At 40.7% G+C, this 19,360-nt stretch carries 12 protein-coding genes and 1 tRNA gene; 11 read left to right on the top strand and 2 right to left on the bottom strand.

The window, feature by feature from the left end:
* The first annotated feature begins 194 nt into the window (after window positions 1–194).
* Window positions 195–3,311: a molybdopterin dinucleotide binding domain-containing protein gene (locus DC083_RS00140; RefSeq protein ID WP_109188723.1), complete on the top strand. Its 3,117-nt coding sequence runs from the start codon at window positions 195–197 to the stop codon at window positions 3,309–3,311.
* Window positions 3,312–4,188: 877 nt separating this feature from the next.
* Here DC083_RS00140 and DC083_RS00135 read toward each other — a convergent pair.
* Together DC083_RS00135 and DC083_RS00130 are read right to left on the bottom strand one after the other, a co-directional pair.
* A complete protein-coding gene (locus tag DC083_RS00135) occupies window positions 4,189–4,596 on the bottom strand; it encodes an Mth938-like domain-containing protein (RefSeq protein WP_109188282.1) in 408 nt (135 codons plus the stop codon).
* A complete protein-coding gene (locus DC083_RS00130) occupies window positions 4,589–5,434 on the bottom strand; it encodes a hypothetical protein (RefSeq protein WP_109188281.1) in 846 nt (281 codons plus the stop codon). The genes DC083_RS00135 and DC083_RS00130 overlap by 8 nt, the downstream gene beginning before the upstream one ends.
* Before the next feature lie 646 nt (window positions 5,435–6,080).
* Between DC083_RS00130 and artP the strand changes: the two genes are divergently transcribed.
* From artP to DC083_RS00080, 10 genes are all read left to right on the top strand, one after another.
* Window positions 6,081–6,806 (top strand): arginine ABC transporter ATP-binding protein ArtP, encoded by a 726-nt coding sequence (gene artP / locus DC083_RS00125; protein WP_109188280.1) that lies wholly within the window; start codon window positions 6,081–6,083, stop codon window positions 6,804–6,806.
* Window positions 6,807–7,023: 217 nt separating this feature from the next.
* Window positions 7,024–7,761, top strand: coding sequence for a transporter substrate-binding domain-containing protein (locus tag DC083_RS00120; RefSeq protein ID WP_109188279.1), 738 nt, complete (start codon window positions 7,024–7,026; stop codon window positions 7,759–7,761).
* Window positions 7,762–7,889: 128 nt separating this feature from the next.
* Window positions 7,890–8,582 carry an ABC transporter permease subunit gene (locus DC083_RS00115; protein WP_109188722.1) on the top strand — a complete coding sequence of 231 codons (693 nt, stop codon included), beginning with the start codon at window positions 7,890–7,892 and terminating at the stop codon, window positions 8,580–8,582.
* A 9-nt stretch (window positions 8,583–8,591) separates the two neighbouring features.
* On the top strand, window positions 8,592–9,257 hold the full coding sequence (artM, locus tag DC083_RS00110) for an arginine ABC transporter permease ArtM (protein WP_026878494.1): 666 nt from the start codon (window positions 8,592–8,594) through the stop codon (window positions 9,255–9,257).
* Window positions 9,258–9,380: 123 nt separating this feature from the next.
* A tRNA-Ser gene (locus DC083_RS00105) sits at window positions 9,381–9,471 on the top strand.
* 424 nt (window positions 9,472–9,895) lie between these two features.
* The gene (locus DC083_RS00100; RefSeq protein WP_133243353.1) at window positions 9,896–11,596 is read left to right on the top strand and encodes a hypothetical protein; all 1,701 of its coding nucleotides are present in this window, start codon (window positions 9,896–9,898) and stop codon (window positions 11,594–11,596) included.
* 512 nt (window positions 11,597–12,108) lie between these two features.
* Window positions 12,109–13,920 carry a carbon-nitrogen hydrolase family protein gene (locus DC083_RS00095; protein WP_109188277.1) on the top strand — a complete coding sequence of 604 codons (1,812 nt, stop codon included), beginning with the start codon at window positions 12,109–12,111 and terminating at the stop codon, window positions 13,918–13,920.
* 25 nt (window positions 13,921–13,945) lie between these two features.
* A complete protein-coding gene (locus tag DC083_RS00090) occupies window positions 13,946–14,662 on the top strand; it encodes a YoaK family protein (protein WP_109188276.1) in 717 nt (238 codons plus the stop codon).
* A 145-nt stretch (window positions 14,663–14,807) separates the two neighbouring features.
* Window positions 14,808–15,995: a cupin domain-containing protein gene (locus tag DC083_RS00085; protein WP_109188275.1), complete on the top strand. Its 1,188-nt coding sequence runs from the start codon at window positions 14,808–14,810 to the stop codon at window positions 15,993–15,995.
* A 369-nt stretch (window positions 15,996–16,364) separates the two neighbouring features.
* Complete coding sequence (locus DC083_RS00080; protein WP_109188274.1) at window positions 16,365–19,301, top strand: xanthine dehydrogenase family protein molybdopterin-binding subunit; 2,937 nt, start codon at window positions 16,365–16,367, stop codon at window positions 19,299–19,301.
* The last annotated feature ends 59 nt before the right edge of the window (window positions 19,302–19,360 follow it).

Genomic DNA, 19,360 nt, shown 5'->3' with positions numbered 1-19,360 from the left:
TCTAGATAATCGTGTCTATGAGGTAGTTCAAGGTAGTTAAAACAATTGAGTCAATTAAGGCAGATATTGTTCTGAATAAAAAGATATAAGAAAGATATAAGCGAGGCTGAGAAATTATGAGTTATAACAAAGATCACAACAGAGAAGAGTCACATCAAGCGCCCAATAATCAAGAGCAATTGAATAATGTTGCAATGGAAACAGGAGATCATAGCGCTTCTACAGAGGATTCGGCACGTCAAAAACGACGTAATGTGGTAAAAGGCGTTGCGGCTGCCGGCGGGCTTGCGGCATTTGCGGTGGGCTATAGTAATACTGTTAAAAATATAGTGACAGGGTTAGTAGAGGGTACTTCGGCAGAGCCTACTGAAAATGCTATTTTTGGTAATGCGTTACAGGTTGAGGGCGATATAGAGAATGGTCAATGGGTACAAAATCCCGCACAAGCGATGGCTAATACGCAATGCTTTGGTTGTTGGACTGTTTGCGGTGTGCGTGTTCGGGTCGATAAAGCTAAAAATGAAGTGATTCGTATCGCCGGTAATCCTTATCATCCGCTCTCGAATGAAGAGCAATTTAACTATACAATGCCGATCAATGAAGCCTGGGTGAAGCTTGGTGGGGAAAGTGGTTTAGAGGATCGCTCTACTGCATGTGCTCGTGGTGCACAGATGGGGGAATCTGTATCAAGTCCTTATCGCGTACTTTGGCCGTTAAAGCGGGTTGGAAAACGAGGCGAAGGGAAGTGGGAGAGAATTAGCTTTGAACAATTGATTGATGAAGTAGTCAATGGGGGTGACCTGTTTGGTGAGGGTCATGTCGATGGTTTAAAGGCAATTCGAGATTTAGAAACTTTGATTGATCCTGAAAATCCGGAATATGGAGTGAAAGCGAATCAGCTATTAGTATCGAATGCCGGTAATGAAGGGCGGGAATTTTTTGTAAAGCGTTTCGCTAATAATGCTTTTGGTACTCGAAACTTTACGGCGCATGGTGCTTATTGTGGTTTAGCGTATCGATTAGGTTCTGGGGCATTAATGAACGATATGAATAAAAATGCCCATGCGAAACCAGATTTAGATAATGTCGAATTTGCCATTTTTATGGGAACATCACCGGCACAATCGGGAAACCCATTTAAACGTCAAGGACGGTTATTAGCAAAAGCGCGTACTAAATCAGCACAAGATTTTAGTTATGCCGTAGTTGCTCCTAATTTACCGATGACCAATACATTAGCGACGGCGAATAACACTTGGATTCCAATTTTGCCTGGTACCGATTCAGCGATGGCGATGGCAATGATTCGTTATATTCTCGATGAGAAACGTTACAACGATGCTTACTTAAGTGTCCCTGGTAAAGCAGGCATGGAAGTCTCAAAATTCCCAAGTCATTCCAATGCCACGCATTTAGTCGTAACTTCGGAAGATCATCCGCTATATGGTCAGTTTTTACGTTTAGCGGATATTGAGGGTGGAGAACGAGGAAATAGTCCGATTTTAGCGGTAGATTCAGTGAGCCATTTCCTGCAAGATATCGATACGATTGAGAAAGGTGTGCTCGACTATACCGGTAATGTGGCTCTACCCGATGGGAGTAATGTGGCTGTTGCGACTAGTTTTCACTTATTAAAGCAATCAGCCGATAAGTTTAGCCTTGAGGAATATAGTGAATTTTGTGGAGTGCCCGTTGAGACAATTACAGGATTAGCTCGTAAGTTTACAAGCCATGGCCATAAAGCCGCAGTGATTACTCATGGTGGGATGATGAGCGGTAATGGTTTTTATAATACTTGGTCTGTAATGGCACTCAATGTCTTAATTGGTAATATGAATTATAAAGGAGGGATGCACGTTAATGGCGGGAAATATGCCGATTATGCGGCAGGTCCTCGTTACAATTTTGAAACATTTCCAGGAATGGTTCAGCCTAAAGGCATTATGATTGGACGTGCGAAGAAGCCTTATGAGAGCTCCACTGAGTATAAAACACGGAAAGCGAAAGGAGAGAACCCCTATCCTGCAAGTCGTCCTTGGTATCCTTTTGCCGGCGGGCAAGCCACCGAGATGTTGATCTCAGCACTCAATGCTGATCCTTATCCGCTTAAAGCTTGGATTAGTAATATGACCAATCCAGTTTATGGTATTGCCGGATTTAGAGAATTACTGCTTGATAAATTAGCAGATCCTAAAGTACTGCCACTCTTTATTGCTGTAGATGCCTTTATTAATGAAACGACAGCAATGGCGGATTATATTGTTCCTGATACTCATAATTTTGAGAGCTGGGGCTTTGGTAATGCCTGGGCTGGTGTGCCTTTTAAAACTTCGACAGCTAGATGGCCGATTGTAGAACCTCGTGTTGAAAAGGATCAAGCGGGTCGCCCCATTTCGATGGAGAGTTTCTTTATTGAAGTGGCGAAAAAGATGGAACTACCAGGATTTGGAGAGAATGCCATTGCCGATAGCGCCGGAAAACTCTACCCTGTGAATACAACGGAAGATTTCTATCTTAAAGCAGCCGCTAATATGGCCTTTGATGGTTCGCCAGTACCTGAATCAAATCGTCAAGAATTAGTCCTTACCGGCGTTGATCGAATTATGCCGGCGATTGAAAGGGTCTTAAAGCCCGAAGAGCAGATGCGGGTGGCTTATGTCTATGCGCGTGGTGGCAGATTTGCGGGTTATGATACCGGCTGGCAAGGGGATCTTATGACGAAGAAGTGGGCACCAACTTTACAGCTTTGGAATGAGACGGTAGGTGTTCATCGACATTTTGCCAATGGTGAGCGCTATAGTGGTGTGCCAACCTATTATCCGCCACGATTTGCAGATGGCAGTAGTGTAGAGGAGAGATTTCCGAAACAGGAGTGGCCACTGCTATTAACCTCTTTTAAATCGAATATTGTGAGCAGTACTTCAGGTTCAACATTACGATTACGAATGATTAAGCCGACGAATATTGTTGCAATTAGCGAAGTGGATGCTTTGAAATGGAATATTGAGAATGGAGATCTTGTTCGAATTGAGTCGCCTAATGGCGCGCAAGAAGCACAAATTATGATTCTCGATGGTGTTAAACCAGGCGTATTAGCGGTAGAACATGGTTATGGCCGGCGTGATGTGGGTGCTAGAGCGCATATGATCGATGGTGTTCCGATGCAATTTAGTCAGCATGTGGGCAGTGGCTTAAATCTAAATGATTTAGCCGTTGCAGATCCATCTCGCCCAATCCCTGCTCCTTGGCTTGATTGGGCAACAGGAGCAGCTGTACGGCAAGGTATTCCAGCACGTATTGTAAAACTGTAATCATCAGCAAATCATTATAAGCGGATAAACGATGAGCCTATAAAATGAGGCTATAAAAATGAGTTTATAAATCAGTTTTATTCAATCACTATATTGCGGCGTTTAAAGAAGCAGAGGCAAGAGAGTCAGAGGGATTTTCTTGAATCTGCTTCTTTTTTGTTTTATCGTTTAACGGTTAGGTATAGTAAATTTGGTTTAAGAAAAAGAATTTTAAACAACATTTGCAAGATGCCGGATAGAATGGCTTCCTCACTTATTACAGCCGATGCGCTGGCATTTAAATAAGCTTATTTTAAATAAACTTATTTTAAATAAACTTATTTTAAACCGACATTACTCTAGAAAGATGATGATATTTCGCTTAGAAGATATTTTAAAAGATATTTGAACAAATAGTGGAAGGGGAATTCGTTGTTTATTGAGGTATTCACAAATGGTGAATAAATGTTTATTTAGGGGTTTATTACCACTATTTTTGTGATAAAACTTTAAAATATGATTAATTTTTTTAATTGGAACCGCTAACACATTAATATTAAAATTAATTCACGTAGCAAGGATGTTACATCTCAAGGATGAAATAGGAGTTTCCCTCAATCTCAGGAGAGCGTTCAACATTGATGGATTATTCGGTCAATTCTCAGGATGAGGTGTGCAGGATGCACAGAATTGAGAGGTTGTTATGAAGGATCATAGCAATCAAGGAAGAGATTAGCATCAAGATGATGTGCAAAACCCGTAACCATAAAGGCTGCGGGTTTTTTATTGAGCATTTTTAGAGTCAATTAGATTAGAGTGGATTAGGTGAATGACTCTCTTTTAGACTCGCGTAATCATCAGTCTTACAACTATTCATAGAAGAGACTATATTGGCTAATTATGCTTCGATGATGGGGAAGAAGACTCCAAGTGCATTACGATCTTCGGCTGCTAAAATCGCAAATGTCCGGCAGAGAGATTCTGTGGCCATTGTTTCAACGCCAATGCCATTTTGATAGAGTAGTGCGCGCCATTGTGGAGCGAGAAACTCCATTTTATTGCCGGTACCGATTAGAACAAGTGTCGGTTTTCGAGAAATCCAAGCTTGAATATGTGCCTCGGTAATCTCATCAAATGTGGCGGGGAGTAATGTGGTATCTGTTAAGACTTCTTTGTTTTGTAACAAAATCGATGTATTGTGCCATTCGCTCTCATCGTTTAGACGGAAGAAGTTTGGGGCATAGCTCTTAATATGAAGATTATCGGTTACCTCTTTTTTGATGGTAGCGCCTGCTTGATTATCCATAAATTGCTTCCTTAATTAGTTCAAAAAATTGGGTTTCATTAGCAACGTGATAGAGTTTTTCTGCATCAATCGTAACACCATATCGTTCTGCAAGCATCTCATAGAGTGCTAGTCGGTGCTCGATCAATTGAGGGAAAATCCAACGGGTAAAATCAGCAGGATCAATCTCTTCAGGGCCATTTAATTGGTTATTTGCAAGGTATTCGGTGATTTTAGGGAGTAGGAAATCCCGCTGATAATAGAGCGGTTTAGGATGGGTCACCGCCCGTTCAATGAGATAGTTTTTGGCCTTCTCTGAAGCCTTGAGATAGACCAAGAGCGATTGCTGACCAATCAGATCCCAACTCTCTTCATCTTGTAACTCACAAAAGCTACCACTTAAATCAATCATAAAATGGGGGAACTTGAGAAGCTTAGAGGCTTTTTGCTCAAAATAGGGGATATCTTTGACTGCTGCAATCTCTGCTAAACGGTGTTTTTCTAGTCGCTCTAAAAAGAGCTCAAGTGGACGGCCGCCGAGTGCTTCATTACCGACCATTCCAAGATAAGCGGAGAGTGGCGCTAAATTACTAATAGTGAGCTGCGATTGTACTGAGATGGCTCCTTGTCGAATCAGATTCGCTAACAGAGGTTGCTCAAGCGCTGCTTCTAATAGGAAGTCATGAATTGCTTCTTTGAGATGAAAACTACCAATGCGGTAGTCAATAGAGTAGTGAAACCATTGAGATGCCGGCATCTTTTTGGAGAGATGCGTTTTTCCAACACCACTCATTCCCATAAGGGCAATGCGTTTTTGAGGCTGATTGAGAAGTTGTAATAGGCGATCTTGTTTAGTCATGGTCGTCGTGCTCTACAAAGGTAGTGAAATAGATAATTAGGGAATGGGATTGCGATTTAGATAGCTACCATACCCAGCATATTTACAAAATTCTCCTCATCTTAGCAAAGAACTTTTAATCGGCGCAAAGTATCTTTTATTTCTGCGATGTTGGATGCACTTTATTTCAGAGAAATTCATTGTTGCAGAGAGTTTTTCTATAAATATCATACGATTATTAGCCTCGTATGGCTCTGATATGATTCTGATATTGCTCTGATGTAGAAAATTTTGGAAAAGGTTCAGCAGAAAAGTAAAAAATACCGTAGAATAGGCAGGTTTAAAAATAATAATATGAGTCAAAAAGAAGAAGCGCGATACTCAAAATAGGGTGATAGAGAGGTAGCAGGGGATAATTCTATTGTTACAAACCCAGTATCGGATGAGTATAAATCGCACGTATCATATTAAATGTAATAGTTGAAAATGCGGGTTATTCAATCAAGATCAACATCGGCATAGAAATCGGTATCGGCATTATTCTAAAGATAAGCCACAGATGAAATGCTTTGATTTGAAATACTTTAATTGTTTAATTGCCTGAGTTGAATGACAGAATTTTAACTAACTTTAATGATCGATGCACTAAGTAGAGAGACAGGATGAAATGATTGAGCTGAAAGACTTAAACTACTTTTATGGGGAAACACAAGTACTATTTGATGTTTCACTGCAAGCCAAAAAAGGTGAGATTGTTGTGTTATTGGGCCCAAGTGGTGCAGGTAAAAGCTCTCTGCTTCGAATTTTAAATATTCTTGAGCGCCCTAAAGAAGGGAAATTAGAGATTGCCGGTTTTGAATTTGATTTTTCGCAGAGTATCTCTGAGAAGACGATTCGTGATCTTCGGCAGAAAGTGGGAATGATCTTCCAGCAATATCATCTCTGGCCACATCGTACCGTTTTACAAAATCTCACTTATGCGCCGGTTAAATTAGGCAAAATGTCTCTAGAAGAGGCGAAAAAACGAGGTGTTGAAGCGCTTCACTCTTTAAAGCTAGAAGGGTTAGAAGATCGCTACCCACTGAAACTCTCGGGGGGTCAACAGCAACGAGTGGCGATTGCAAGAGCCTTAATGATGGACCCTGATGTACTGCTATTTGATGAGCCTACGGCGGCGCTCGACCCTGAAATTACGTCACAAGTGGCAACGATTATTGAAGAGTTAGCACAAACAGGCATTACGCAAATTGTTGTTACGCACGATGTCGATTTTGCAAAACGAATTGCAACGTATGTGGTGTATATGGAGCAAGGTAAAGTTGTGGAAGAGGGCGATGCATCAATCTTTGTTTCGCCAAAAACAGAAGAATTTAAACAGTATCTTTCCCATTAAATAATCTTCGCGCTATACTGCAAAAGATGAGGATTCATTTTCAAAGGGATTTTTGGAAATAAGGGATCTGATTCAGTCAAACTTAATGCTTCTTGTTATAAAAAAGCAATTAAGACAATGACTTAATGATCAATTCAAAAATCATTGAATGTCAAGAATCATTGGATTGATCAAAATAGAGTGATCATCAATAAAAAATAATAGATGGAGTTGAGTTATGAAAAAATTAGGACTTTTACTACTTGCTGCAGGCTTAATGAGCACAACAGCAATGGCACAAGATAAATTAAATATCGGTACAAACCCGGCATATCCTCCTTTTGAGTATAAAGGGGAAAATAATGAATTACTCGGTTTTGATATCGATCTGATGAATGCCGTATGTGAAGCGATGCAAAAAGAGTGTGTTTTTTCTGAAGCAGAATTTGATGCATTGATCCCTAATCTTCGACTCCGCCGTTACGATGCGGTTATTTCAGGAATGGATATTACTGAAGAGCGTGCAAAACAGTTAGCCTTCAGTGACCCTTATTATCAAAACTACTCAATCTATATCACGACTAAAGATAAAGCAGATAAAATCAATGACGTTGCAGATGTAAAAATCGGCGTTCTTTCCGGTTCAACGCATCAGCAATATATCAAAGATACCTACAATGGTAGCGATATCTCTGTATACCCACAATATCCGTCAGCGATGAATGATTTAGCGCTAGGTCGTGTAGATGTCGTCTTCGGCGATGGCGAAGTAGTCAATGAGTATATTCAAGGCAACGATAATTTTGTGATGGTAGGCGAGAAAGTGACTGATCCTAAATACTTCGGTCAAGGTTTAGGCATTGGTACAGGTTTAAGAAATAAAGCGCTTGTTGAAGAGATCAATGAAGCATTAAAAACCGTCAAAGAGAACGGTCAATATGATGAGATCTACAGCAAGTGGTTTGAACAGAAGTAATTGTGTAATGAAATAGCAGTAGAGCAGAAAGCGATGAACTACATCGCTTTTTGTTTGCAAATAGAGGAGATACAGTGAGTGGCATAATCAGTTTTTTTGAGCTCTTTACGACGCGTTATTTTGAATCAATGTTAATCGCTGCAAAGACAACGATTTTATTGGCGTTAGTGGCGTTGGTGCTCGGATTTTTATGGGCGAATATTTTAGCGGTTTTAGAATTAAGTCGATGGCGAATTATCCGCTGGCCTGTGACATTTTTTGTTTCTGTGATTCGCTCATTGCCGGAATTGATCGTGATCTTTTTGATCGGGCTAGGATTACCTTATCTCTTTTTAGAATATGAGATGGTATTACCTGAGTGGGTAATGGATGCCTATTTCTCGCTACTCGATAGTTACGGTGAATACCTCTTCTTTGGATTAGGCGCTTTTGCGCTCTCACTGATCTACGCTTCTTATGCTTCACAAACGATTCGAGGAGCGCTATTAGCCGTTCCCAAAGAGCAGTGGAGTTCAGGGGCTGTATTAGGGCTCTCTAAACCGGCTACATTCTTCTATATTGTTATGCCTCAGATGTGGCGCCATGCATTTCCGGGATTAAGTAACCAATGGCTTGTGTTGCTCAAAGATACGGCGCTTGTCTCTCTAATCGGTGTGCATGAGTTGATGAAGGAAACGGACTATATCTATAGTGCCACGAATGATTTTATCTGGTACGCAATTGCAGCACTGATCTATCTTGTGATCTCTCTTGTGAGTCAAAAGATTCAGGATCTTCTCTATAATCGTATCACTGCATACGACCTTGAGCCGGCGAAATAGGAGCGTACTATGTTAGATCAATTTTTATTTATATTAGAAGGCGCACCCCTTAGCTTAGCATTAACGGTCGCTTCACTCTTTTGTGGCTTTATTATTGCCTTATTATTAACCGGCATTTTGACCTTATGGGAAAAGCGCTGGCCAGCCAAAATTGCCCGCGGTTTTATTATCTTCTTTACTGGCACACCGTTACTCGTACAGATTTTACTCTTCTATACAGGGCCGGGGCAGATTGGTTTTATCCGAAATTCATTTTTATGGGATATCTTCTCACAAGCTTGGTTTTGTGCGATTTTAGCATTATCACTTAATTCAGCTGCTTACACAGCACAGCTCTTTTATGGTGCAGTAAAAAATATCTCTAAGAATCAGTGGGAAGCATGTTTAGCGTTAGGAATGAGTCGCTTTGAAGCAATGAAGATTCTGATTCCGCTTGCACTTCGCAGAGCGTTACCGAGTTACTCGAATGAGATTGTCCTTATCTTTAAAAGTACCTCCCTTGTGCAAGGTATTACGCTATTAGATATTATGGGACGAGCTCGAGAGCTTGCCGGCCAAACCTATGATTCGGTGACTTACTATGCAATGGCGGGATTAATCTATCTTGTGATTAACGCAATTCTCATTATTTTTGCCAAACTCATGGAGCGTAGAGCGCTGGCATTTGAGAAGTAGTCACCTATAATTGCATTAATTTTGCGCTTTAGAGCAAATAAGTAGGATTGTAAACATTTTAGACTTTACATCTGCAAAAGAATTATTATAATAGACGTCTACTTACAGCAAGTAGCACAATTTGGAAAAGTGGCCGAGTGGCTGAAGGCGCACCCCTGCTAAGGGTGTATACGTTAATAGCGTATCGAGGGTTCGAATCCCTCCTTTTCCGCCATTATTCAATAACCCTTGATTTTCGGATCAAGGGTTTTTTGTTATTTGTCAAAAAGACGTACTCTCTATCTCATTAGCCAATGAATAAAAGATCCGTAGAGGTGATAATAAATAAACTTGAATTTCTGGTATATGGTGATGCGACGAATGAAAGAATAATTAATAAAGAAAATTAGAAAAGGTTTTAGGAAATTTTTTAAAAAAATATCAAAATTAGAATATTGATCTTAGGTTGATGCTAATGGAATTAGTTTAACTTACTTAGAGATATTAAATCGCTGCTGCTATTCCTTCAAAATTAAAAAACTGCCAAAAGAGAGTAATTCCTTTGATGCAATACATTGATCTTTGTAATTAATATCAATATATGTAAAATATACTCTATATTTATCAATTAATAATATGAAATATAGGGTGAAATAATTTTGCTAAAACAACAAAAGCGTATTACATATTTTGCTATTTTCTGGCTAATGATGGTTCTATCCTTATCTATACCTAGCTTTTCGCAGGTAGTGAAGGGGAATAATGTCAGTATTGAGGAGACGACTTTATCGCTCAATCAGATTCGCGGGAATCTAGATGAGGTGAATAACAAACGGGCAGAGGTGATTGCCGAGCTTAAAGTCGTGGATGATCCTGAGCAGAAAGAGAGCCTTGAATTTACATTATCGCAACTCGATCAGCAGAAGCGCAACTTTGAGAGAATGTTTGAAAAGAGTGCGCTCGGCGGCTTAGAGGTTGAACTCTATGATGTCTCTGATAATGAAGAGGAGGAGATTCTTCATTATGATTGGCAAAAAGAGCTAATTAAGATTGTTCAACCTGTCTTTAGTTCACTGCAAAATTTGACAGAATCTCAGCGAAAACGGGATTTTATTCGAACCACTCGTTCAGAGTTACAGCAAAATCTTGTGGCCATTGATGATGCGCTTGAACATCTGAACGAGATTGATGAATCCCAACTCTCAGAAGCGTCTATCAAACAGCTTGATAAGATTAAAAATAGTTGGGAGTTAAAACGTACCTATTATGCTAATCAGCTAGATTTGATTAATTTACAATATCGGGAGCTTGAGAAAGAGGGAACCTTTGCGGAGCGTGTCTCTCAAGGCGCGTGGAATTTTATTAGTAATCAAGGAAAGACGTTGCTCTTGAGCTTGGGGGCTTTCTTCGGCTTACTCTATCTCTTCTCTTGGATCTTGCGTAAGTTAGTACAGCGTCACGAGAAGAAACTGCAAGCGCACAGACAACATCGTAAAACAAGCCTGGCGTGGCGTTTGATGTTACTACTTTATGAGATCTTTTCCTTTATTATTGCCTTTACGGCGATGCTCGTAATTTTACACTCATCGGGCGATATGGTGCTTTTCGGCTTTGCCATTTTGATTATCTTAGCGATGATTATCAGCTTTAGAAACTCTGTGCCGGCCTACTTTAAACGATTGAGAACGTTTCTCAATATGGGGCTTGCACGAGAAGGGGAGCGGGTAATCTATCAAGGGATTCCTTGGGAAATTGAGCATATTAATCTCTATTCCGTCTATTTAGTCAATCCTCTTTTGGATAATGGTCGTATTCGTCTAACGATCGATTGTTTAGAAAATATGATTTCTCGGGAAGTGGCGCATAGTGAAGCCTTTTATCCGACAATGGCCGGCGATACCGTCATTATTGATGGCGTCTATGCCAAAATTGTACGGCAAACGCCAGAAACGATTTATTTAGATAATTATGGTTCTGCAATTGAGTATGATACTGCTGATTTTGTGAATCGAAAGCCTAAGAATATCTCTGTGGGGTATCTTGCGAGCACTAAATTTATTCTGGATTATAGCCACTATGGAGATGATATTGATCAGATTATCGAGATTTTGAAATCGGCAGCAGAAGCGGAAGTAACTAAAGATTCAGAGCTTTCAGATAAAGTCACTTCTATTGGCGCTAATTATCAAGGTTTTAATATCTATGGAGATCTGGTCTTTGGAATGAGTATGGGAATGAGTGCGGGGGCTGAAGGTTCTTATTATGCGGTTCCTCGATTATTACAGAGAGCGGCTCTAACCGTAGCACGAGAAAAAGGCTGGCGTTTACCTCGAAAAAATGTGGCGCTAGAGAATGATTAAAGAGTAAAAAGTAGAGAATGAGCCCAATGAGCTGATCTTACTATCTATTTCCTGAAGATCTACTCTCTAATGATCTAGATATAAGGGAATAAGATATTCAAAACATTTGAAACTTTGAAAGGAATCTTACGAGATTCCTTTTTTATTATAGTAAATTTGGTTTAAGAGAAATGGTTTTTAAACAGCTATTGTGGGGGTTTAAAAGAACATAAAACCGTGCTAAACAACACTTGCAAGATGCCGGATAGAATGGCTTCCTCGCTTTTTACAGCTGATGCGCCGGCATTTAAATAAGCTTATTTAGAACCGATATTACTATAAATTTCTGAGTGAATAGCCGTGGATTTATAGATTATTTTTTATAATTAAAATTATAAAATTAAAACAATTGAAAAAAATATTTAATTATTATAAATTTAATTATATTTTAAATAGTCTTAATTTTAGTTATTAGATATTTAAATATAACTTATTAATATTTTTGATATTTAGTTGCTAATTAAAGGGATTCAATGGCCAATCAAAATCATAACAATTTTAATAAACAGAGCATTGATAGTGAAATGCAGAGATCGGAGCCGATTAAAGTTGCTGCGGTTGATTTTATTCCTGCCTGGGGAGATTTATCGGGAAATATTACGCGTTTAGTGACTGCGGTGGAGCAAGTTGCGAAAGAGGATGTCGATTATGCTGTCTTTCCTGAAACAGCCCTTTGTGGTTATCTCTTTTCAGATTATGAAGAGATTTATCCTTATCTAGATACGATTCCAGGTAAAACAACTGAGGCGATCTTACCCTTATTAAAGACTTATAATCTCTATATCAGTATTGGAATTGCCGAGTTAGATGTTGCCACAGGTGTTGCTTATAACAGTGCTGTTTTAATGGGGCCTGAAGGGATTATTGGGAAATATCGTAAGATTGGTTTGAATTCTCAAGATCAAAAATTATTTGCACCGGGTAATTGTGATGTTGAAGTCTTTGATACGCCGATTGGCCGCATTGGGCTTCTGATCTGCTATGACGATACTTATTGGCAATATCCCCGCATTGCGATGTTGAAAGGGGCGCAGATTATTGGTTGGCACTCTGTGTCCGATCGTGTAATGCCAACAGCGAGTCCAATCGAGAAATTGGGGGATCATTCAACTGTTGCGCATGTACAGCATCTGAGTGCGATGAATGGTGTCTGGGCAGTCTGTGCAACCCGTAGTGGCATTGAACGTAATCCTCTAACCAAAGAGGCACTCTATTACAATGGTGGTTCAAGTATTTGGTCGCCGGAAGGGCATAAAGTGACACAAGCGCCGGTTATCCCGCCTGTTGAGATTACGCCTGGTTTGAATGGGATATATACTGCGATTATTGATTTAAAAGATGCTGATAATGCCCGTATGGCGATTTTACAAAGACGTCGCCCTGAGCTCTATCGACCCTTATTAGCTTTGCATCGTGCGCCAACGGATAGCAATCGTTCGGCAGTGTGGGAGACTCCTGCTCAAATTACGATGATCAGCGCTCAGTGGCAACCACAAGATAAGCTACAAGATCTAGTGGATCGTGGTGAAATTAGTGTTGGGAAAGATCAGTTATTAGTATTGCCGGAGTTTTCCGCAATAGCGCTGTCAGAGAGTCAAGGGGATATTTTAGAAGCGAGTGATCATCCTAATGGCCTATTTGAACAGCAACTAATGGCGATTGCAGGTAAAGGACAAGGTTATGTGGTAGGGAGTTATCCTGAAATCGAGGAGGATCATCTCTATCACACTGTAGTATTAGCCGGACCTGAGGGGACTATTCTTGCAAGACATCGTGTCACGCATCTTAATGAGCGGGATCAAGGATGGGCAAAAGCAGGTCAGCGCCCAACGGTTGTTGAGACGGCGATGGGTCGAATTGCATTAGCGGCTTCGTATGAGTTGGAAATTGTGGATTTTTCTGGGTTATATAGTGTTTTAAGAGCGGATATTGTAGCTGTTCCGTCAGGCGCACCTACTAGCCTAAAAGTAGAAGCAGATGCCCGGCTTTATGCAGTATCTCCCGCACCGACAGGCGTTGCGGAATATTATCCTTATGCGACAGCAACATTACAGCAGCTTTGGGTCGTGTGCGGAGGTCGTGAAGTAGGGGCTTTTACTTCAAGTGGCATTTATGGGCCAGAGCCAATTGTATTGACACCGACTCTATTAGCTGCTCCAGGTGATAAGCGCGTTTCGTTAGAGAGTCGTGTGCCAGCACCTTTTACTTGGATTAATCAGGAACGACTGATTCATGGGCAAGAAGCGATTTGGTTCCCTCCGCTTGTGAGTGATCAGTTTAATTAACACTAATAATTAGGAAGGAGACATTATGAAGGAGAAAAAGTCTGTAAGTGCTTTAGTAGGTGCATTGCCATTAATGGAGCGCCCTTATATTGCTTTTATTTTGGCGATTATTGCCGGCATGATGAATGGTTATACCTACCATGTTTCACATGTATTTAGTACCGTTCAGTCAGGTAATATTATTCTGCTAGGGGAAACGATAGCTACGCAAGATTGGGAGCGATTGCGAACCATTGCGATGACAGTTTTAGCTTTCGGTTTAGGTTCGATGTTTACGATGTTAGTGGAGATTTTAATCAATATTAAGAGTCGTCATACTTGGACTTATATCATTCTATTGATTGAAGCTGCGATTTTAGGAGTGATTGCATTAGGTTTCTTAAATGAGGCTTTAACAATTGTTCAGATCTGTATGGTGATCTCATTTATCGCAGGAATGCAAGGGAATGGTTTCCATAAGATTAAAGGAATGCTTTACGGTAATGTGGCTGTTACTTTAGTGGTGCAATTAGCATTTAATTATCTGATGCAATTTATCGGAGGACAGAGAGCCGCTCTAAAAACAGCAGCCCTCTTTTTCTTAGTATTATTGGGGTTTGCAGCGGGTGGATTAATCGGGACATTAACAACCCTTAAATATGATGAGTTATCTCTACTGTTGCCGGCAGGGATGTTAGTGTTATTGGCCATTTATACTTTCTTTATGAAAGTAGAAAAAGCAGAAGCCGTAGATCCCACTTAAAGATTAAATATTAGTAACTTAATGAGTATAGCTATTGTGTGTCATTGAAAAATGATAAGCAGGGAAGCGGTTATTTTTCACTCAATTTTCACATAGATTCAAACTGATATTTTCTGTGTATTTTAATTGATAAGGAGAAATAAATATGTCGAAAGATACAAATATTCCACAGCCATTTAGAGAATCTGATGGTAAAGGTTGGATTGATCATGGTCCTCGTAATTTAACGCGTGACCGAGAGAATCCAGATCTAATGGTGCCACCCAAAACTGATCATGGCACAATTCCAAATCTTCGCTTTAGCTTTTCAGATGCGCACATGCGTCTTGAAGAGGGTGGTTGGACTCGGGAAGTAACGAATCGTGAATTGCCTGCATCATTAGATGTTGCTGGTGTGAATATGTCACTTGAGCCAGGTGCGTATCGGGAGTTACATTGGCACAAAGAAGCTGAATGGGGCTATATGCTCTATGGTAGTGCGCGCGTGACGGCGATTGATGAAGATGGTCGCATCTTTATTGATGATGTGAAAGCCGGAGACCTTTGGAACTTTGAAGCAGGGATTCCCCATTCAATTCAAGGATTAGAAGAGGGGTGTGAGTTTTTATTAGTCTTTAGTGAAGCCGATTTCTCTGAAAATAATACTTTCCTTTTAACAGAGCTTGTCGCACATATTCCCCAAGATGTTTTAGCTGCTAATTTTAAAAGCGATTTAGAGACAATCAAAAAATTACCGCAAGTTGAGAAGTATATCTTCAAAGGGGAAGTGCCGGGGCCGATTAATGTTGTACGTAAGCATAATCAACATGGCGATGTCCCTTCACCATTTACTTTCCATAGAGATAGTGTCACGCCTTATAAGAGTGAAGCGGGTAGTGTCTATTTTGTTGATGAGCGTAATTTCCCAGCTGCGAAAACTATTTCAGCTGCTTTTGTTGAGATTGAACCAGGGGGAATGCGTGAGATCCATTGGCACCCAAGAGCTTCTGAATGGCTTTATTTCTTAGAGGGTAAGGCACGTATGACTGTTTTTAACTCTCAAGGAACCGCAAGAACCTTTAACTATCAAGCAGGGGATGTCGGTGTTGTACCGATTGTAGCGGGGCACTATATCCAAAATATTGGGGATGAACCTGTACGCTTCATTGAAGTATTTAAACGCCCGGATGCTTATCCTATCTCACGTTATTCAGATATCTCTTTGAATGCTTGGCTTGCAAGTACGCCGACACAGATTGTGGCAGACCATTTGAACTTAACTTTAGAAGAAGCTGAAGCACTTCCTCATACCGATCGTTCTGAACCTGTGATCTGGTATAAAAAACCTGAGTAGAAGTCTTCATACTATTAGTGTTTTAATCGTTTTTGGCTTACAGGAATGTAAATTTAATAGATCATAAATTATATTTTATAAATATATATTAAATATATATTTATAATGTAAGGTCTATACGGTAAAATATCAGCTATCCTAATTAGGATGGCTGATATTTTTTATTGATTATGATGATCTTAAGGCTAACGGTCTTAAGGTTTTTGGGATATTAAAAATCGCCGTATCTGTTTTAAACATCATATTGCAATATATTCTTTAAGAATATAACTCTTAAAATATATCTCTCACGAATATATCTTTTGAAAATATGGGCAGATAGCAAAATATTAAGGTTGTGTTCCTTTCACTGTTATAGGGGATAAGTCGATGAGTATGCGGATCTCACGTCGTGGATTTATTAAGTTGGGTGTTATTGCCGGTATTACTGTTATGGTTGGTAAATTACCGATGGCCTATGCAACGGAGATGAATTCAGGTGTAACCTCTACCGATTGGATTGGTCGAGATGGTAAAGTTAAATATCGCTGGGATGCTATTCGTAAAGTCACTGGGCAGAAGAACTTTGCTAGAGATTATCGCGCGAAAGATATCCCCGGCTGGCCACAGGAACAAGCATATGCTTTTATGTTAAAAAGTACTCAAGCTGATCGAACTTTTGAGGGAATTAATCTCTCTCTTTTAGGGGATGAGTTACAACCAGATCGATTAGTTTTACAGGAAGATCTTATCCAAGATGGCCTTAATATTCCACGAGATACCGGAATGGGGTCTGAGTTTTATGGGGAGAATATTTTAGTGCCTAAAGGGGAAACGCCCCCTATCTATGGTCATCCTGTCGCAATTTTAATCTACAAAGATTTTGATCGTTATAGTGCTGCTTATCGTCGGTTACAATTCCGAGATGATGTCGTGCTGTATGGCGAAGAAACAGGGATTAAACCTCCTAAAAATTATGGTGCTGCACGATATGTCCGTATTGGCGGTGAAACACCAACCTCGCCTTCTGTTTTTTCGCCTTATCAAGATTCGGCGATTAAAGGGGTATTTGATGGTAATAATGTCGTTTGGCCTCCTGAAGCAATCGCGGCTCCAATGTTAGTGCCTAGTTTATTGCATAAAGAACGTAGCGGTGGGTTTATTCGTGCGCTTAAAAAGGCAGATGAAAAACCTGAGATTCAGCGTGTTGCGATGGAACATGCTGATGCAATTAGTCAAGAGTTAGAAGCTGCGACTCATAATCCTGATAAATTTGTATTACAGCGTCAAGGTTTTTCACAATCTATTGACCCATCGGCGATGGAACCGGATAACTGTAATAGTTGGTATGATGCTTCAACACAAACGCTTCATATTTTAACCGCCACTCAATCACCGGCGGGTGTTGCTACTATGGCAGCTGATCTAGTTAAGAATAGTCATTTTCATCCCGATGTGAAGAATATTGTGCTATTAACCGGATCAACGGTGGGATATGGTTCTAAAGATTACTCTGTCTATCCTATTTATGCGATGGCGGCGAGCTTCTATAGCGGTGGATTGCCAGTTAGAATGGCCAATAACCGTTATGAACAGTTCCAAATGGGAATGAAGCGACATGCCGTTGAGATGGATGTAGCGATCAGTGTTGATCGTCAAAGTGGACAATTTGAGATCTTAAAAGGGACCTACAGTTGTAATGGGGGTGGTCGAGAGAATTTATCTGTCGCCGTTTCTCATGTAGCAGTTCGTGGTGCGCAATCCATCTACTATTTCCCAAAATCCGATCTTACCGCGCTGGCAATGGCAACGCCAGCAGTTGAAGCGGGTTCAATGCGAGGCTTTGGTTCTTTGCAATCGATGGCTATTACAGAATTGATGGTGGATGAAATTGCCAATGAACTAAAAATAGATCCGATTGAGCTTCGTCGGCGAAATGCGGTAAAAACAGGCTATGTGAATACACAAGGTGGTGTTTTTGCCGGCGATCCTCGTAATATTGAGATGCTTGATATGGCGGCAAAATATCCCTTATGGCAAAATCGAGAAGCTGACAAAAAGGCGTATGAGGCAAAGAACCCGGGTCATCTATATGGCGTTGGCTTTGCCCATGTTCAACAGGTATATGGATCAAGTGGTGTGCCGACTATTCTTTCTTTAGAGTTTGATGCTCAGGGTCGACTCTCTATGCGCCATTGTGTGCAAGAGATTGGAACAGGTGGAACGACTTCACAACAGGTAATGGTGTGGCAAGCCTTAGGGAAAGCCCCCGATTATGTGGAGTTTGGTGTTACAGAATTTGAGGAATTACCGCTTCATACGAGTTGGGCTGATCAGAAACAACAAGATAAGCTTGCAAAAACAGATCCTTATTGGACGCCAGGCTTAATTCCAGATATGAGCTCTTCGAGTGGGGTCTACTATATCGGATTTGGTACAAGACAAGCAGGTAAGTTTTTGCTTGAAAATAGCCTCTGGCCTGCAGCGAAAGCTATTTGGAGTGAGGGCTATGGTGGCGGAGTGATGAATAGCCTACATGTAACAGTTGAAGATCTGCGAGTCACAGAAGAGGGGTTAACGGGAGGAGGAATGCCTCCGATTCCATTTGAAGTTTTAGCGAAAAAAGCACACGAGATGGGGCTTATTACAGGCGTTGCTGTACATGCTTATTCAAGTTGGCAATGGGCTGAAGCGGAATTTGATATTCCGACAGTCGGTAGTAGACGATTGCCATTAGATGCGCTCGCTGTTAAGTATGGAGATGGCGCACCTCAAAAATTGAAAGATCGAATGACAACGGGCGGCTATGATTTTATTAAGCGTACAGAAGCATTCTTCCCGCCGACAGATCGTTCAGGCGCTGATCCTACGACAGTAACCCCGGCATCTTGTATCGTAGCATTAGATGTAGATCGAGCCTCAGGAGAGGTGAAAATTTTACATCACCATATGATGATGAACCCTGGAAAAATGATTGTGCCAGAGTTAGTGTCAGGACAGGTACAAGGTGGAACAGCGATGGGTATTGGGCATGCGCTTTATGAAGAGCTCCCTTTGTATGCAGATGGGCCAGGTGATGGGACTTGGAATTTTAACCGTTATCATTTACCACGAGCAAGTGAAGTTGCCGTTTGGAGTCAAAGTGCAGATTATCTTCCGCCTTTATCAGAAACCTCTCCACCGAAAGGAATGGCAGAATTAGGAATGATTCCTATTTTACCTGCAGTAGGGAATGCGTTGACGCATGCGACAGGTAAACGGTTCTATCAGTTCCCTGTAACAGCAGAGAAGATTTTAGCGGCTTTAGCAGAAGAGGATAACGCATAATGAAAGAGACAACTTCAGCCTCTATGGCACAAATTACTGATTTAACAGCGAAAGATCGT

Origin of the sequence: Ignatzschineria ureiclastica (assembly GCF_003121845.1) — a bacterium.
In the GTDB taxonomy this organism is placed as follows: Bacteria; Pseudomonadota; Gammaproteobacteria; order Cardiobacteriales; family Wohlfahrtiimonadaceae; genus Ignatzschineria; species Ignatzschineria ureiclastica.
The sequence above is the reverse complement of the archived record's forward strand: the minus strand, read 5'-3'. Positions and strand labels throughout refer to the sequence as shown.

Excerpts from the sequence above, each read along its gene's own strand:
- DC083_RS00140 (WP_109188723.1), top strand. The coding sequence starts at position 195 with ATGGAAACAGGAGATCATAGCGCTTCTACAGAGGATTCGGCACGTCAA.
- DC083_RS00135 (WP_109188282.1), bottom strand. The coding sequence starts at position 4,596 with ATGGATAATCAAGCAGGCGCTACCATCAAAAAAGAGGTAACCGATAAT.
- DC083_RS00130 (WP_109188281.1), bottom strand. The coding sequence starts at position 5,434 with ATGACTAAACAAGATCGCCTATTACAACTTCTCAATCAGCCTCAAAAA.
- artP (WP_109188280.1), top strand. The coding sequence starts at position 6,081 with ATGATTGAGCTGAAAGACTTAAACTACTTTTATGGGGAAACACAAGTA.
- DC083_RS00120 (WP_109188279.1), top strand. The coding sequence starts at position 7,024 with ATGAAAAAATTAGGACTTTTACTACTTGCTGCAGGCTTAATGAGCACA.
- DC083_RS00115 (WP_109188722.1), top strand. The coding sequence starts at position 7,890 with ATGTTAATCGCTGCAAAGACAACGATTTTATTGGCGTTAGTGGCGTTG.
- artM (WP_026878494.1), top strand. The coding sequence starts at position 8,592 with ATGTTAGATCAATTTTTATTTATATTAGAAGGCGCACCCCTTAGCTTA.
- DC083_RS00095 (WP_109188277.1), top strand. The coding sequence starts at position 12,109 with ATGGCCAATCAAAATCATAACAATTTTAATAAACAGAGCATTGATAGT.
- DC083_RS00090 (WP_109188276.1), top strand. The coding sequence starts at position 13,946 with ATGAAGGAGAAAAAGTCTGTAAGTGCTTTAGTAGGTGCATTGCCATTA.
- DC083_RS00085 (WP_109188275.1), top strand. The coding sequence starts at position 14,808 with ATGTCGAAAGATACAAATATTCCACAGCCATTTAGAGAATCTGATGGT.
- DC083_RS00080 (WP_109188274.1), top strand. The coding sequence starts at position 16,365 with ATGAGTATGCGGATCTCACGTCGTGGATTTATTAAGTTGGGTGTTATT.